Annotated in this window: 17 protein-coding genes, 1 pseudogene and 1 riboswitch; of the genes and pseudogenes, 5 read left to right on the forward strand and 13 right to left on the reverse strand. The window is 42.5% G+C overall.

All coding sequences use genetic code 11. The features are described 5' to 3' along the window. Positions 1–8 precede the first annotated feature (8 nt). The 5 genes from queA to ACRRMM_RS03565 form a co-directional block, all read right to left on the reverse strand. Positions 9–1,037 (reverse strand): tRNA preQ1(34) S-adenosylmethionine ribosyltransferase-isomerase QueA, encoded by a 1,029-nt coding sequence (gene queA, locus ACRRMM_RS03545; protein WP_428828469.1) that lies wholly within the window; start codon positions 1,035–1,037, stop codon positions 9–11. Between the two features lie 34 nt (positions 1,038–1,071). Beyond that, positions 1,072–1,272, reverse strand: a complete 201-nt coding sequence (locus tag ACRRMM_RS03550; RefSeq protein WP_008342752.1) for a DUF2905 domain-containing protein — start codon at positions 1,270–1,272, stop codon at positions 1,072–1,074. Beyond that, positions 1,265–2,269 carry a Holliday junction branch migration DNA helicase RuvB gene (gene ruvB, locus ACRRMM_RS03555; RefSeq protein ID WP_007501501.1) on the reverse strand — a complete coding sequence of 335 codons (1,005 nt, stop codon included), beginning with the start codon at positions 2,267–2,269 and terminating at the stop codon, positions 1,265–1,267. Before ruvB ends, ACRRMM_RS03550 begins: the two co-directional genes overlap by 8 nt. Positions 2,270–2,280: 11 nt before the next feature. Next, positions 2,281–2,886, reverse strand: a complete 606-nt coding sequence (gene ruvA / locus ACRRMM_RS03560) for a Holliday junction branch migration protein RuvA (protein WP_017358123.1) — start codon at positions 2,884–2,886, stop codon at positions 2,281–2,283. A gap of 147 nt (positions 2,887–3,033) precedes the next feature. Further along, complete coding sequence (locus tag ACRRMM_RS03565) at positions 3,034–3,546, reverse strand: intercompartmental signaling factor BofC (RefSeq protein ID WP_008342756.1); 513 nt, start codon at positions 3,544–3,546, stop codon at positions 3,034–3,036. A 226-nt stretch (positions 3,547–3,772) separates the two neighbouring features. Here ACRRMM_RS03565 and ACRRMM_RS03570 point away from each other — a divergent pair, with 226 nt between their 5' ends. Beyond that, complete coding sequence (locus ACRRMM_RS03570) at positions 3,773–4,417, forward strand: serine/threonine protein kinase (RefSeq protein WP_041506800.1); 645 nt, start codon at positions 3,773–3,775, stop codon at positions 4,415–4,417. A 234-nt stretch (positions 4,418–4,651) separates the two neighbouring features. Here ACRRMM_RS03570 and ACRRMM_RS03575 read toward each other — a convergent pair whose 3' ends face one another. Beyond that, positions 4,652–4,834, reverse strand: a complete 183-nt coding sequence (locus ACRRMM_RS03575) for a hypothetical protein (protein ID WP_008342761.1) — start codon at positions 4,832–4,834, stop codon at positions 4,652–4,654. Positions 4,835–5,026: 192 nt separating this feature from the next. Here ACRRMM_RS03575 and ACRRMM_RS03580 point away from each other — a divergent pair, with 192 nt between their 5' ends. Then, on the forward strand, positions 5,027–5,176 hold the full coding sequence (locus ACRRMM_RS03580; RefSeq protein WP_164071366.1) for a hypothetical protein: 150 nt from the start codon (positions 5,027–5,029) through the stop codon (positions 5,174–5,176). A gap of 31 nt (positions 5,177–5,207) precedes the next feature. Here the strand turns inward: ACRRMM_RS03580 and thiC are convergent, their stop codons facing one another. Beyond that, positions 5,208–6,968, reverse strand: a complete 1,761-nt coding sequence (gene thiC / locus ACRRMM_RS03585) for a phosphomethylpyrimidine synthase ThiC (protein ID WP_206114001.1) — start codon at positions 6,966–6,968, stop codon at positions 5,208–5,210. A 126-nt stretch (positions 6,969–7,094) separates the two neighbouring features. Beyond that, a riboswitch (TPP riboswitch) is annotated at positions 7,095–7,204 on the reverse strand. 238 nt (positions 7,205–7,442) lie between these two features. Here thiC and ACRRMM_RS03590 point away from each other — a divergent pair. Further along, entirely contained in the window at positions 7,443–8,075 is a 633-nt protein-coding gene (locus tag ACRRMM_RS03590; RefSeq protein WP_008342767.1) for a LysE family transporter, read from the forward strand. Between the two features lie 46 nt (positions 8,076–8,121). Here ACRRMM_RS03590 and ACRRMM_RS03595 read toward each other — a convergent pair whose 3' ends face one another. The 5 genes from ACRRMM_RS03595 to nadB all read right to left on the reverse strand — a co-directional run bounded on the left by ACRRMM_RS03595 (position 8,122) and on the right by nadB (position 13,710). Further along, a complete protein-coding gene (locus ACRRMM_RS03595) occupies positions 8,122–8,742 on the reverse strand; it encodes a YhcN/YlaJ family sporulation lipoprotein (protein ID WP_072367488.1) in 621 nt (206 codons plus the stop codon). Between the two features lie 133 nt (positions 8,743–8,875). Continuing rightward, a complete protein-coding gene (safA, locus tag ACRRMM_RS03600) occupies positions 8,876–10,066 on the reverse strand; it encodes a SafA/ExsA family spore coat assembly protein (protein ID WP_116307227.1) in 1,191 nt (396 codons plus the stop codon). Positions 10,067–10,197: 131 nt separating this feature from the next. Next, entirely contained in the window at positions 10,198–11,307 is a 1,110-nt protein-coding gene (gene nadA, locus ACRRMM_RS03605; RefSeq protein WP_432450785.1) for a quinolinate synthase NadA, read from the reverse strand. Then, positions 11,294–12,157 carry a carboxylating nicotinate-nucleotide diphosphorylase gene (gene nadC, locus ACRRMM_RS03610; RefSeq protein ID WP_432450786.1) on the reverse strand — a complete coding sequence of 288 codons (864 nt, stop codon included), beginning with the start codon at positions 12,155–12,157 and terminating at the stop codon, positions 11,294–11,296. The genes nadA and nadC overlap by 14 nt, the downstream gene beginning before the upstream one ends. After that, the gene (nadB, locus tag ACRRMM_RS03615; protein WP_080987806.1) at positions 12,139–13,710 is read right to left on the reverse strand and encodes an L-aspartate oxidase; all 1,572 of its coding nucleotides are present in this window, start codon (positions 13,708–13,710) and stop codon (positions 12,139–12,141) included. Before nadB ends, nadC begins: the two co-directional genes overlap by 19 nt. A 92-nt stretch (positions 13,711–13,802) precedes the next feature. Here nadB and ACRRMM_RS03620 point away from each other — a divergent pair, with 92 nt between their 5' ends. After that, positions 13,803–14,951 carry an IscS subfamily cysteine desulfurase gene (locus ACRRMM_RS03620; RefSeq protein ID WP_048001814.1) on the forward strand — a complete coding sequence of 383 codons (1,149 nt, stop codon included), beginning with the start codon at positions 13,803–13,805 and terminating at the stop codon, positions 14,949–14,951. Between the two features lie 3 nt (positions 14,952–14,954). Then, complete coding sequence (locus ACRRMM_RS03625; protein ID WP_048001815.1) at positions 14,955–15,494, forward strand: transcription repressor NadR; 540 nt, start codon at positions 14,955–14,957, stop codon at positions 15,492–15,494. Positions 15,495–15,518: 24 nt separating this feature from the next. Here ACRRMM_RS03625 and ACRRMM_RS03630 read toward each other — a convergent pair. Continuing rightward, a pseudogene (locus ACRRMM_RS03630) lies at positions 15,519–15,614 on the reverse strand (prephenate dehydratase); the annotation flags it as partial.

Consider the following 15,614-nt stretch of genomic DNA (forward strand, 5'->3'; position numbering starts at 1 on the left):
GTATAATGTTATTGAATCAGCATGGCATCGCCAAAACTGAAGAATCGGTATTCCTCTTTTACAGCCTCATTGTACGCTTTTAGGACGTACTCTCGTCCAGCTAATGCACTGACAAGCATGATTAAAGACGATTTTGGCAAGTGGAAATTCGTGATCATGCCATCAATTGCCTTAAATGTATAGCCTGGGTAAATAAAAATCGACGTCCAGCCGCTTGACGCTTTGAATTCACCATCATAAGCACTTGCAATGGTTTCAAGCGTTCTTGTCGAAGTTGTTCCGACTGAAATAATCCGTCCGCCTTCTTTGCGCACGCGATTAAGTTCTTCTGCCGTTTCTTCATTCATTTCGTAAAACTCTGCGTGCATTTCATGTTCTTCAATGCGTTCAGCACTGACCGGTCGAAATGTGCCAAGTCCTACATGGAGCGTAATAAACGCAATATGCACTCCTTTTGCTTTCAGTGCATCCAGCAGTTCATTTGTAAAGTGAAGACCGGCAGTAGGCGCAGCAGCCGAACCAACCTCTTTGGAATAAACGGTTTGATAACGCTCACGATCGTCAAGCTGCTCTTTAATGTACGGAGGCAGCGGCATTTCACCTAAGGAATCAAGTACTTCATAAAAAATGCCTGTATACTGAAACTCAACTTTTCTTCCGCCATGTTCCAGTTCTTCTGTACATACCGCTTTTAATCGTCCATCACCAAATGTAATGACTGTTCCGTTTTTCACACGTTTTGCTGGTTTCACGAGCGTTTCCCATTTGTCTCCTTCTTCTTGTTTCAAAAGAAGCAGCTCCACTTTAGCACCCGTATCCTCTTTCGTTCCAAACAGACGTGCAGGCAATACACGAGTATTGTTTAAAACGAGACAATCACCCTTTTGAAAGTAATCTGTGATTTGCGAGAATGTATCATGTGTGATGCCACCTGTTTGTTTATTTAAGACCATCAGTCTTGATGCATCTCGTTTTTCAAGCGGCACTTGTGCAATCAATCTTTCTGGTAAATCAAAATCAAATAGTTCTAACTTCATTTCCTTCACCTATTCTGTAGTTAACTAGTTAACGTTATTTCATCCGTCCGAAGACATTGAGTAAAATGGTTAGGACGATGCTAATGACAATGCATGTAATCACAGGAAAAAAGAACGTTACGTTCCCTTTTTTCACGAAAATATCGCCTGGAAGTTTCCCAACCAATTGAAACACTAAACCTGCGGCAAAAAGGACACCACCTAAAATCATCAACATTTTAGGGAATTCAGTCACGAATCGGAACCTCCATATGAAAATGTTCATACGCTTCTCTTGTGACGACCCGCCCTCTTGGTGTTCTTTGCAGAAAACCAATTTGCAGTAAATACGGTTCGTACACATCTTCAATCGTATGTGATTCTTCTCCAATTGTCGCTGAGATCGTATCAAGTCCAACAGGACCGCCTCTAAATTTTTCAATCATACTTAAAAGCAGTTTATGATCGATATGATCAAGTCCGAGTCTGTCAACTTGCAGACGCTCAAGAGCATCTTCTGCAATGTCTTGTGTGATCGCATGATTTCCAAGCACCTGCGCAAAATCTCTTACTCTTCTGAGCAGACGATTGGCGACCCTCGGTGTGCCTCTAGATCTTCTTGCAATCTCTTCAGCTGAACGAATGTCGATCCCAATCTCAAACAGCTCGGCTGTTCTTGCTACAATGTGAGCCAAATCTCTTTGCTCATAGTATTCCAATCTTGCATGAACCCCAAACCTATCACGAAGCGGCGCTGTTAAAAGCCCAACACGGGTTGTAGCACCTACAAGCGTAAATGGCGGTAAATCAAGCCGCACAGAGCGTGCTGTATCTCCTTTTCCAATCACGATATCTAGACAAAAGTCCTCCATCGCTGGATATAGCACTTCCTCTATTGAACGCTGCAAGCGATGAATTTCATCAATAAACAGAACATCGCCAGGTTCAAGAGATGTTAAGATCGCCGCCAAATCGCCAGGGCGTTCAATCGCTGGTCCAGACGTTGTACGCAGCTGAACATTCATTTCATTGGCAATGATCGACGCAAGCGTTGTTTTCCCAAGTCCCGGCGGCCCATATAAAAGAACGTGATCCAGCGTTTCCTGCCTCATTCGGGCAGCTTCAATAAATACGCTGAGATTATCCTTTACTTTCTGCTGGCCAATATATTGACTAAGCGTCTGTGGACGCAGACTTTGCTCAATGGCTGATTCATGGTTGTCTGCTTCAGTTGAGACGAGCCGTTCATCCATGAGACATCACCCTATTTCAACATTTTTTGTAAAGCTTTTTTCACATATTGATCGGTTGTAAGATTCTTCTCTTCTTTTAATAAAGGAAGAACCTTTTTGATTTCACGATCACCATACCCAAGGACACTTAAGGCTTCAACCGCTTCATCTAAAGCGCTTTGCTGCGTTTCAATCTGGATATGATCCTCGTGGTTAAATAAGTTTCCTATCATTTCAGGCACCACATCTGCGAGCTTCCCTTTCAGATCTAGAATGATCTGTCGTGCTGTTTTTTTGCCAACACCCGGGAATTTAATGAGAAAAGCTTCATCCTCTCGTTCGATCGCTGAAATGACAGCGCCAGGGTCACCGGAAGCAAGAATCGCAAGCGCACCCTTCGGTCCAATCCCTGTGACATTTAACAGTTTTGTGAACAACGCTTTTTCTTCTCGTGTTTGGAATCCATATAACGAAAAAGCGTCTTCCTTTATGTAATGATACGTATAAATCGTTTCTTGTTTTGTTACTCGATAGATAAACGGATTTGGGGTATAGACTTGATATCCCACTCCGCCGTTTTCAATGACAACATATTGCGGGCACACATAATCAATGGTCCCTTTTACAAACTCTATCACCGTTTTCACCTCTTTGACTGTTCTCCATTGTAACATAAATCGAAGAGAAAACCGTAATAAAAGTTAACATACGTTCGCTCAGCCTTTTTTCATCGTCAACCCATGAAAAAGAGCTTGCGGTCTTCACACCAGCAAGCTGTCATACGATTAAAACGATTGTTCATTTCGGTAAGGTTTCATGACTTCAAGCACATGCTCAAATTCATCTTTTGTTCGAAACGGAATGCCTTGTGCAAGCTGCTGCTCTACATGACTTTCCAAGCGGGACGTATCAATTTGAAAAAAGAGATGAATAGGCTCCGCCCACCCGTCAGGCCTTCCATGAAACGTAGAAATCACGCCGTCTTCTGATAATCCGATATATCCATTTGCTTTACTTAAAGGCGATATATCGTCAATTTGCTTTCTAAAAAGGGCAAAATCCTCTCGCTGTTCTACCAATGTCCAGCCCTTATACTGGGCCCAAAATGTGTCTTTGTCTTCTAATGATGCCCGCTGTCTTTCAATACTCACATCGCCGTCTAGATAGACCTTTTCAAGCTGAACGTTGATGGTTTTTGACTCTTTTTGCAAGTGTTCTGCTGCTTCCATATCAACAGCGAAAAAGAGTACACTTGTCATGATAAGTCCTGTAACGAAATACTTTATTTTCACTTTCACTATTTACACCTCTTTAGAACATAAGATCGATGCATGACATATGTAGTTTGACCCATTTTGCTCCACATTAACCAAATCGATGTCTTGACACATATTGAGCGTCTTTCGTTGTATCCTTCGTGCGTAAATGTTATGTTTTATACAATCCATTGCTCTACCGAATTACATGGTTTTTTCATCATTCGTTTTTCAGCCGCATAAACTGAAACCAAAGAAGGTGAAGTCAATGTCAGATGTCAAAAGATTAGCCGAATCGATTCAGTATCAAGAAGAAAAGCGTTTTAATAAGCTCGTCTTTAAACCGGCTGAGCTTGAGCTGTGCGGCAAAGGAAGAAGTGCCTATGTATTTTCATACAAAAAAGACGGCAAAAAAATGGCGTTAAAAGTCTTTTTTCCTTCTTATCGAAACATCGCCCGCAAAGAGGCTGCAATTTATGAAAAACTTTCCGGCTCCTCCTATTATCCTGAGATTTACGAGTCTGGGGATCAGTATATTTTAATGGAATATATTAAAGGTTATACTTTCTATGAATGCCTGACAAAAGGAATTCCGATCAAAAAACAAATGATTGAACAAGTAGATGATGCGCTAGAAGAAGCACGCGCGAAAGGTTTAAATCCTTCTGATATTCATCTGCGAAATTTAATTTTAACAAAGGATGGCCGCGTCAGGGTCATTGACGTCGCCCGCTTCACGCAAACGAAAACATGTCATCAATGGGATGATTTAAAAGCTGCATACACCTATTATCAAAAACCTTTTTTCCCTAAAAAAGCGCCGCGTCTGTGGCTTGAAGTGATTGCCTATTTGTATAAGAAAAACTGGCTGTCTCGAGGTCAGCTGAACAATCGAAATGATTTTACTGCATAATGAAAGCCGCTCGAAAAGAGCGGCTTTCAGATTGTTGACAAAGGGCTAAAATGAACTTTATTTTAGCCCTTTGTCTTCTTTTTCAGCGTGATAGAAAACCTTTGCAGCCCTAGGAATGACGAGTACCGGCGCGGAGCGAATTTGACATTCGTGAGCACCGGCACGCAGGACTGACACCGAATGCGAGGGTTTGTCTACACGCTGAAAGCCGCTCTCTTTGAGCGGCTTTCTGTTTTATTCTGTTTCTACATGGATACTATTCACATTTAATAGGTTAATGATTTCATTATTCAGCTTAAACCAATGATTGGCTTCCTCAATTTTTTTATACACATCATAGGTAGCTGGACGTTTCAGCTCGAAATCGAGCACTTCCCCATTGTTCATATGAAATGTTACCTTAAATACTTTCATCATAAGATCACCTTCCACTCTGTCTTGTTCACTAACCGAATCGGTCAGCTCTTTTCATTCATTCTCTATTCAATCCGTTTCCCCTGCTTCTTTCCTTCTAAACACAAGAAGTTTAAATTTTGTTTAAATTCGCACAACATATCTATCTAGATACGCTTCAAAAGAAGTATATTGAATGAAAAGGAGGCTGTCTTTATGAAACAAAAGAAAAAACGAACATCTCCAGAGAGACAAACAGTTCTATTTCATTTAACAGATGCCCTCATCCCAAGTGTTGAAACGATGGCGATTGCAGTAAAAGCATTTTTCCACCTCGTGAGAAAAGCCATTTCAGCCGTTTTATAAAACCCCGCACTAGAGGAGTGCGAGGTTTTTTTTAGGATTGATAGATTTGGCTGCCTTGATTGATAAACTCTTTTGCCTTCTTCTCCATCTCTCTTTTCACTTCTTCTGATTGGTTGCGGATGTCATGGGATATTTTCATACTGCAAAACTTTGGTCCACACATGGAACAGAAATGAGCGGTTTTAGCACCTTCAGCAGGCAATGTTTCATCATGGAATGCCAGCGCTCGTTCTGGGTCAAGTGACAGATGAAATTGATCCCGCCATCTGAATTCAAATCTCGCTTTTGATAAGGCATCATCACGCTTTTGAGCAGCAGGATGTCCTTTTGCTACATCAGCTGCATGTGCGGCGATTTTATAGGCGATGACACCTTCTCTTACATCTTCTTTGTTCGGCAGACCTAAATGCTCTTTTGGTGTCACATAGCACAGCATGGCTGTTCCGTACCAGCCGATCATCGCCGCACCGATCGCGGATGTAATATGATCATATCCCGGTGCAATATCTGTTGTTAGAGGGCCTAACGTATAAAAAGGTGCCTCTTTGCATATCTCCATCTGCTTATCGACATTCTCTTTGATTTTATCCATTGGAACATGACCAGGTCCTTCAATCATGACCTGTACATCATGATTCCAAGCGATCTCTGTCAATTCCCCTAACGTTTCCAGCTCTGCAAACTGTGCTTCGTCATTTGCGTCCGCAATGGATCCAGGTCTGAGCCCGTCCCCAAGCGAAAAGGCAATGTCATATGTTTTCATGATTTCACAAATTTCTTCAAAATGGGTATACAGAAAGTTCTCTTGATGATGAGCGAGACACCATCTTGCCATAATGGCTCCGCCTCTTGAAACAATTCCTGTGACCCGGTCGACTGTGAGGGGAATATACCTTAACAGGACGCCCGCATGAATGGTGAAGTAGTCAACCCCTTGCTCTGCCTGTTCAATTAATGTGTCTCGGTATACTTCCCACGTCAAATTTTCTGCGATTCCATTCACTTTTTCAAGTGCTTGATAAATTGGAACCGTTCCTACTGGGACTGGGCAATTGCGGATAATCCATTCTCTCGTTGTATGAATGTCCTTTCCTGTAGACAGGTCCATCATCGTATCTGCCCCCCATCTAATTGCCCATGTCATCTTCTCCACCTCTTCTTCAATGGACGACGTCACAGCTGAATTGCCAATATTCGCATTAATTTTCACGTGAAAATTCTTCCCGATGATCATCGGCTCACTTTCAGGATGGTTGATATTCGCTGGAATGACCGCTCTCCCACTAGCCACTTCCTCTCTAACAAACTCAGGACTTAGCTGTTCTCTCAAAGCGATAAACTCCATTTCAGGCGTAATGATCCCCTTTTTTGCATAATGCATTTGCGTCACACAAGCACCTTGTTTCCCGCGGAGCGGCACATGATGAAATTCTGTCTGGGCAGCTTGAAAGGATTCTTTCCCGTTCAAGCGATATCCATTATCTTCTGGCTTTACTTGACGCCCTTCATAGCTTTCAGTATCTTCTCTTTCTTTAATCCATTTTGATCTCAGGCGCTTTAATCCCTTTGTGACATCAATATGAGCCTCCTCATCTGTATACGGTCCACTTGTATCGTACACACGAATCGGTTCATTTTGGATATCACCTGCTTGTGTCACTGTATTTGTGAGCACGATTTCTCTTTTTGGCACCAAAATGTCAGGTCTTGAGCCTTGTTCATATACCTTTCGACTGCCTTCAAAGTTTGATAATAAAGATTGCGTTGATGGAACATTTGTCTTTTCATTCATTTGCTGTTCTCTCCTTCTTTTCGTGTCACCGGACAGGATGGAATCAGCACCAGCAAAAAACCAGATTCTATGTAAAGAACCTGGTTTCGTCGTCAGAAAAAAACATGTATGCCATTCATATGGCACATGTATCATCTTCAACTTCCCCACGCTGGTACGAGCCAGATCAGGTCCAAAGGGTTAAGAAGCTTGTCTTCTCTCTCAGCCCGCATTTCCGGGCACCCCTAGTCACTTATATTGATTTCCACAACAGTGTAGCATAGCTGAGAAATGAAAAAAAGAAGTTTCAGGAAAATAGTTCCTTTGCCCTACAATGAATACACGCTCTTCACGATATACATCTTTCTATACACGATCTATCTCTCTCATTTCGATTAAATCAGAAATAATCATTGATCCTTTTCTCCTAATATGTATAATTAATCTAAACGGAGAATTTTTATACAAACATGATTCAAAGGAAGTTCTAGTCGATTGCAAACATTTCTTACATTTATCGTCGTTGGATTCTCAATTGCTCTACCTGTTGGAGCGATCACGGTTGAAATGACAAAGCAGGGATTAAAAAACGGATTCTTTCATGGATTAACTGTAGGCGCTGGTGGTATGACCATCGATATATTGCTCATCTTGGCTTTATATGCTGGATTTGCTCAATTTTTATCTTTGCCCTTTATCCAAATTCCTCTCTGGCTGATCGGTGCCATCTTTTTAATGATTCTTGCCTACGATTCGATTAAAAATGCGGATCAAGACATCCATTTAGCAGGAGAAAAAGTGAATAAATCATTCGCTAAAACATACCGAAATGGGCTGCTCGTCGCAGTATCCCCTGGAAACCTTGTGTTCTGGGTATCTGTGTTTGGTGCTGTACTGGCAGATGCTTATACGAATACAAATTCATCTGAATTTATATTGGCTGCTGCGGGTATTTTGGCAGGGATTCTTCTTCATGACATCGGTCTTCTCACGATTGTTTCCCTAACAAGAAAAGTGATGAATCGAACAATGATCAAGTGGACATCCATTATTGCCGGTATTTTATTACTTGGGTTTGGCTGTTATTTCTTTTATGAATTTTATATCGGGATCAAAGTTTATTTTTAAAGAAAGGCTAAAGTTCGTCATGAACTTTAGCCTTTTTTATTCCCGCCTAGCGGGTCATGCCTGTCTGACCTGTTTCAAATTGCGTTTTTCTCATATCTCTGAAGCGTGTAAATACGCCTTCGTCTTTAATGACTTGGACAGCTCTTCCATCTGCATAACGAGTCGCTGCTTCTTCTACTTGTGATACACCCTCTGATGTCAAGCGCCCATCTGTTTTAAGAGCAATATACACATTTTCATCCGTCACCATGACTTGTGAGTCTGTCACATGGTTCATTTTGTTCACTCGGTTGGCGATTTTTCTTGAACGCTGGATGTTCTCTTGTTTATCGTAGCCAGAGAACGACATTTGGTTATGATAGTTCATATCTCCATGACTGTAGCGTCCATCTCCACCAGTCAGTGGCATTCTCACTTGATCCTGTGTAGGGCGTGAACGATCATCAACATTCGTTGTATTTCTTCCGTTCATTCCCTCCATAAGCTCAGAAACCGGTCCTTGATGATCTTGATTGTTGTCTGTTGCCTGTTGATTGGAGTGGTATCCAACTGGCTGGCCAGATTGATTATGACGTGTATCTACACCCGCATTGTTATTTGTACCACATGCCGTTAATCCAATAGGTAGAAGCACTAAGGCGATTGTTTTTTGCCATTTTTGTCTCAAACGAAAAACCCCCTGTACAAATTGAATCTCATGAGCGCAAAACAGGCTCTGTTTTAGCATGTACAGTTGAGGACAAAAACAAGCTGTCAGTTATAAACAAAAAAAGGAACGATTGAGATCGTCCCTTGTGTCATTAATCTTCTTCGTCTTCTTCTGGTCTTGCAAAAACAGATGGGTTTTGATAAGGCTGCTGCATATAAGGCTGTGCTGGATAAGCACCCATTTGACCATATGGAACAGGGTTTGGATAATGTCCAGGCCATGGTTGATGATGCTTCATACCATCATCGCATCCGCAGTCTTCCTTGCCATATGCTTCATTTGGAGCGTTTGGATAAAAGCCTTGATTGGCATTCGCATTCGCTCCTGCATTTGGATGCATATGGTGGTGCCAGTGATGCCCATCGTTTGCATGATGCTCGTGATTTTCACCGTAATAAGCTGGTGCTTGATACGCAGGGTAATACGGCTGAGCCGCCGGATAAGGGTACGGCATCATGTGATGGTGATAATACGGCTGTACCGGATAACAAAGGCCTGATCCCGGTAAAATAGGAGAAGCGGGTACCATTTGCTGCGGATATGGATACATTGCTGGCATGTAATGACCATAACCATAATAAGGATCATATGATTCTTGATGATGGTGGTGATGCTCTTTATTTTCAGCCATGCCCCCTACTGCTGCCCCTCCAACATTCGGCATTTGCGGGAAATTAGGAAGGTTTGGGTAATTACTATACTCCATTTCTTTTCCCTCCTCTTTTTGATGTGGGATATGAATGAATGGATCATATCCCTTTGCCACTTCATCTTTGAAATGATCCTTATTTTCATGATGAAAATGGTCCTTGTGATCTTTATGATCCTTTTTCTCATGAACATGATCTTTCTTTTCATGAACGTGATCTTTTTTCTCATGATGTTCTTTTTTGGGAGGAGGCGTGAATGGCTGGTAGAGATTCGTCTGATAATAGTTTACATCAACTTGTGGAAAAACTGGCTGTTCAATCTTTGGTACTGGTGGCACATAAGGTACCGGTTCATTCGGTTTTTCCTTCGGCTTCGTATCTTGAACTTGCACGACATCCTTTGGCTTTTCTTTTACATACGGGTGTTCTTTTGCTTTTGGCATTTCTTTTGCTTTGTGATGATCGGTTTTCACAGGAACACCACTAGATGGAATTTTGATTTTCATTCCTGGCATGATCAAATCTGGATTACTGAGCTGTGAATTTAATTTTTTCAATTCTTGAAAGTCGACTCCGTACTTCTTTGAAATTTTCCAAAGGGAGTCTCCTTTTTGCACAATATGAATTTTCAACGTTTTCCCCTCCTATGCAAAACGTGAACGTAGCGGTTATGTCAGAAGTACAATATGTTTCAACATAAATTTATGCCTATTTACAAGCCGATATGATAAAAACTTGTTTTCTGATAGGAGGGGACACTTCATTATTTAATGGTCAGCATCTTATTTAAAGCGAGCAATGCCTCTTTTGTCGTCTCTTCATCCACTTGAATCAAACCGACTGGCTCCCCTTTTTCAATGCTTTCAAGTGACCATAGTAGATGAGGCAGGTCAATACGGTTCATTGTCAAACATGGACACATATCTGGATTGAGGGATTCAATTTGTTTGTCAGGGTGCTGGTCAATGATGCGTTTCACTAAATTCATTTCTGTTCCAATGGCCCACTTACTTCCTGCTGGTGCCTGCTTGATCGTATCAATAATAAATTTCGTTGAACCAGCTAGATCAGAAGCCTTTACGACTTCATGCGTACACTCTGGATGAACAAGAATCTGTATGTCACGGTCACGTTTTCTCGTTTGTTCAATATTCTCAATGGTAAATTTCTCATGAACAGAGCAATGACCTTTCCATAAAATCATTTTGATTCGATGAAGCGGTTGGTCGGTGATGAGCTTTTCTTCTATTTGATCCCAGACAGCCATTTCCTCTAGCGGAATCCCTAAATCATAGGCTGTGTTACGCCCTAAATGCTGATCAGGAAGAAAAAGAATTCGCTCTTTTTGGGTCAGCGCCCACTCCAATACTTTTTTAGCGTTTGAAGATGTGACAGTCGATCCGCCATGTTTGCCGACAAATGCTTTAATATCAGCCGTTGAGTTTACATAAGTCAGCGGAAGGATCGTATCTCCAAACAGCTCAGTGAGCTGATCCCACGCCCTGTCTGTTTGTTTCATATTCGCCATATCTGCCATTGAACAACCTGCTCTCATATCTGGCAAAAAGACGTGCTGATTCTTTTTTGATAGCATATCGGCCGTTTCTGCCATAAAATGAACCCCGCAAAATACAATGTATTCTGCTTCGTGATTGTCAGCAGCAATTTGTGCAAGCTGCAATGAATCACCTGTCACATCAGCAAATTGGATGACTTCATCTTTTTGATAATGATGACCCGGTATAAAAAGCTTTGATCCAAAAGCGCTTTTAATCTCTAATACTCTCTCTTTCATTTCATCATAAGAGCGCTGTTTATATTCATCTGGCATCATGGCTGTATGTTGTGCTGCTAACACATCAACCATGGACATGAGTCGTTCCCCCTTTATGGCTGAATTCCATATTCATACTAAAATCGAATGATGGAGCAGAATGTGTAAGGAATCCAAGTGAAATAAGGTCTACACCTGTCCCCCGGTAGTTAGCCACATTCTCTAACGTGATGCCGCCTGATGCCTCTGTCAATATGGTTTCAGGGGTCATTTGTTTAAAGCGCTTCACTTCGTCTGGAGAGCAGTTGTCAAACATGATGACATCTGCTTTGGCATCAATGGCTTCCATCAGCTGTGCTTCTGATTCAATTTCCACTTCAATTTTCACCATATGACCGGCGTATGCTCTTGCTTTCTCCACAGCTTCCCTGATAGAACCACAAGCCGCAATATGATTATCTTTAATCATCACACCATCGGATAAGCCGAAACGATGATTCTTTCCGCCTCCGACTTTTACTGCGTACTTCTCCAGCATGCGCAAACCGGGTGTCGTCTTTCTCGTATCACAAATCGTAATAGATGGATCAGCTAATCGCTCTACTGCTTCATGCGTTAGTGTAGCAATCCCTGTCATTCTTTGTAGGATATTCAACACCACCCGCTCCCCTTTCAGCAAGTCGTTGACGGGGCCTGTTATTTGTGCCAGTACAGCCCCTTCATGAATCCAATCACCTTCCTGGAAAAACAGCTCAGTTTGAACTTGTTCATTCAGCAGTTTGTATCCCATATCAATGACTTGTGTCCCGGCCAATACGCCTGATTGTTTCGCCATGATGTAAGCTGTTCCTTTCTTGTCTCCAAAGATGGCATCAGCGGATACATCTCCAAACCCAATATCTTCTTTTAAAAAATGAGTGAGCATTTGCTTTAACTGTAAACGTTCCATTTGGCACCAATCCTTTCATTTTTTACGGTATAAATATGGCCCTGTTCATGTACAATCTGTTTTGCTCGCCACGAAGCATCGTGCCGATTTGGATAATCGATGCGATAATGACCGCCCCTACTTTCTGTTCTGAGTAATGCGGATTTGATAAGGCATATGGCTAAAGCCCATTGATTAGTTATTTCGATCTGTTCATTTGTGATATTTTTCACATTAATTTGCTGAAAAGAGACTTGTTCTAAATGATCGAGCAAAGTCTGTAAGCCTTTCTCATCTCTCACAATTGCGGCATATGCTGTCATCCATTTTCTGAGCTGAGCCTGTGACACCGTTGGGACAGACCATACTTCTTGAATGGAAAGAGCAGGGTTTTTATCTTGCTGGGCTTGCAACCGCTCAACATACCGTGCCGCCTTGTTTCCTAAAACGAGACCTTCTAAGAGCGAATTACTTGCCAGTCGATTGGCGCCGTGTAAACCTGTACAAGCTGCTTCACCAATGGCGAAAAGTGATGGAACAGTTGTTTCTCCATGTTCATTCACCTTAATTCCACCCATTAAAAAGTGCATACCGGGTGAAACTGGCAGCCTTCCGCTTGCCATATCAACTCCCGCACGCTGACACATCGAAGCAATCGCAGGAAAACGTGCAGAAAAATGCGGAATATCACGGATGTTAAGATAAATGGAATGACCGAGTTGCTGCTCATGGAAAATGGTCCTTGCCACCACATCTCTAGGCGCTAAATCGCTCTGCGGGTGGATTCCTTTCATGATCCGCCTGCCTGATTCATCTTCTAAATAGGCGCCCTCTCCCCTGACTGCCTCTGATACGAGACCGATCGCTTTACCTGAAGTGGTCAAAAGGGTCGGATGGAATTGCACAAATTCGAGATCTACTAGCTGTGCCCCTGCGCGATAGGCCATCATCAGACCATCTCCTGTCACAGACGGATCATTTGTGTTTGTTTCATATAAGGATCCACAGCCGCCAGTGGATAATACAACTGCATCCGCGGTCATTGTATGTACATGACCTTTTTCGTCTTTCCACACAACACCGGTACATACCCCTTCATGAACCAATAGATCCATGACATGATGATTTTCGTATACATGAATGTGTGAGCCGAGCTTCCCTTTCAAAAACTGCACGAGGGTTTTTCCCGTTTGATCTCCTCCTGCATGCAGAATACGATGGGTCGTATGGGCTCCCTCTTTACCTAACTGCGGAATTCCCGTTTCATCTCGATCAAATGGGCAGCCCTCTTCTACGAGCTTCTTTACAAGATCTTTTCCATGACGGACGATCTCCTGTACAGTTTTGTCATCATTGTGACCACACCCCGCAGCTAAAGTGTCTTGCACATGCTGATCGACAGAATCATGTGCGGAAAAGGCTGCAGCGATTCCCCCTTGTGCGAGCATGGAATTACTAGAGGAAAATTGTTTTTTTGTCATCATGATGACTTGGCAGTTCTCTGAGATCGTATTCACAAAGGAAAGAGCCGCAATGCCCGACCCCACCACAATGACTTTTTTGATAGATGACACAATCGCCCCTCCTGTCATTTACACCTGTCTTGACACATATCATTACACAACACTACAATAAATACAAGAAAAAATTTTCACACAGGAGATGGATGGATTTGATTTATTTAGATTATGCAGCTTCTACACCTGTTTCTGAGGAATCACTGCATGTATTTCAGCAGTTGAGCAAAGAATGTTACGGAAATGCGAGCAGCCTGCATGATGCAGGAGGAAGAGCAAATGAAATCTTGGCTTACAGCAGACAATCACTTGCAGCGATTCTAGGGGGCGAACCTGATAGTATTTACTTTACAAGTGGCGGAACTGAATCCAATATCCTTGCGATTCAATCGATCATAAATGGGCTACCTCCACATAAACAGCATGTCATTACCACATCAGTAGAGCACCCTTCTGTTCATCATGCGGTCAATGCCTTGCAGCGTCTCGGTGTGAAGGTGACGGTCATAGAACCGAATCAAGAAGGAATTATCACAAAGGAGATTCTCAAACAGGCTCTATTGCCTGAAACCGGACTAGTATCCATCCAGCATGCCAACTCAGAAACTGGGATTATTCAGCCATTAGCTGAATTAGCAACGCTCTTAAAAGAAAGAGACATTCTTTTTCATACAGATGCAGTGCAAACATTCGGAAAAATGCATGTGTCGATTAAAGAACTAGGGGTTGATGCCCTCTCCATTTCGAGTCATAAAGTGTATGCACCTAAGGGCGCCGGTGCTGTCTATATGGGGGCACATGTCCCTTGGAAGCCTATATATCAAGATACTGTTCAGGAAAATGGTCTACGCCCAGGGACAGTGAACGTGCCATGCATCGGTGCTTTTGTAGCCGCAAGCGAGCAAATCATGCTGAAAATAGATCAACAGCAACAGCTAGATATTCAGCTTCGTGATTATTTTCTTCAGCAGCTAAAAAAAAGGCAGCTGCCTGTCCGCATGCTGCAAGAAAGTGACCAGCGCCGCACGCTGCCTCATATTATTGGTTGTTTTTTTGAAGGGTTTGAAGGACAATATGTAATGTTAGCTTGTAACCGGCATGGGATTTGTATATCCACAGGAAGTGCGTGCGCTTCTGGTTATCACCACCCTTCCCCTGCTGTGAAGGCATTACATGTATCAGATCGTGATGCCCTTCAATTCATTCGACTATCATTTGGACGAGGATCATCAAAGGATGACATCGATCAGCTTTTGCATACATTTGAGAGCTTGCAAAAGGAGAAGAAAGGAGCATAAAACGTGGAACAAGAGAGAAAACTCATTGGCGAAGATAGAAGAAACGCCATTTTAAAGTGGCTACAAGAGACTGATACACCACTCACCGGAAGTTTTTTAGCTAAAAAAGCCGCTGTCTCACGACAAGTCATTGTACAAGATATTTCATTACTCAAAGCAAAAAACGAACCCATTATTGCCACAAGCCAAGGCTATGTGTATATGGCGCAGCATACACCGGAAACTGAAATTGAACAGATTATCGCTTGCAAGCACGATCCTCATCGTACAGAAGAGGAGCTGACACTGATTGTAGACTACGGTGTAACGGTGAAAGACGTGATCATTGAGCACCCTGTCTACGGGGAGCTGACGGCCTCTATTCGAGTGAGTACGCGCAAACAAGTGGCTGACTTCGTTCATCATATTTCTAATACGGGCGCCTCCTACTTATCAGAGCTGACAGACGGCGTACACTTACATACCCTTACTTCATACAGCCAAAAGCAGCTTGACCAAGCCATTCAAGCGCTTGATGACGCTGGATTTCTCATTAAAGACTAAAAAAATAGTGTCCCCAAGAGGACACTATTTTTCATTCGTTAATTCATATGTTTGATAGCTGCCGAGTAGTTTCACTTCACAGCCAATTGCTTCTAATTCTTGAATGGCGCCAGGGACAAG

This window comes from Bacillus sp. XT-4, assembly GCF_050864245.1.
Lineage (GTDB): Bacteria > Bacillota > Bacilli > Bacillales > Bacillaceae > Bacillus > Bacillus altitudinis.

Excerpts from the sequence above, each read along its gene's own strand:
- ACRRMM_RS03575 (WP_008342761.1), bottom strand. The coding sequence starts at position 4,834 with ATGATGAAAGTATTTAAGGTAACATTTCATATGAACAATGGGGAAGTG.
- ruvB (WP_007501501.1), bottom strand. The coding sequence starts at position 2,269 with ATGGATGAACGGCTCGTCTCAACTGAAGCAGACAACCATGAATCAGCC.
- ACRRMM_RS03570 (WP_041506800.1), top strand. The coding sequence starts at position 3,773 with ATGTCAGATGTCAAAAGATTAGCCGAATCGATTCAGTATCAAGAAGAA.
- queA (WP_428828469.1), bottom strand. The coding sequence starts at position 1,037 with ATGAAGTTAGAACTATTTGATTTTGATTTACCAGAAAGATTGATTGCA.
- ACRRMM_RS03620 (WP_048001814.1), top strand. The coding sequence starts at position 13,803 with ATGGATTTGATTTATTTAGATTATGCAGCTTCTACACCTGTTTCTGAG.
- nadA (WP_432450785.1), bottom strand. The coding sequence starts at position 11,307 with ATGTCCATGGTTGATGTGTTAGCAGCACAACATACAGCCATGATGCCA.
- nadC (WP_432450786.1), bottom strand. The coding sequence starts at position 12,157 with ATGGAACGTTTACAGTTAAAGCAAATGCTCACTCATTTTTTAAAAGAA.
- ACRRMM_RS03580 (WP_164071366.1), top strand. The coding sequence starts at position 5,027 with ATGAAACAAAAGAAAAAACGAACATCTCCAGAGAGACAAACAGTTCTA.
- thiC (WP_206114001.1), bottom strand. The coding sequence starts at position 6,968 with ATGAATGAAAAGACAAATGTTCCATCAACGCAATCTTTATTATCAAAC.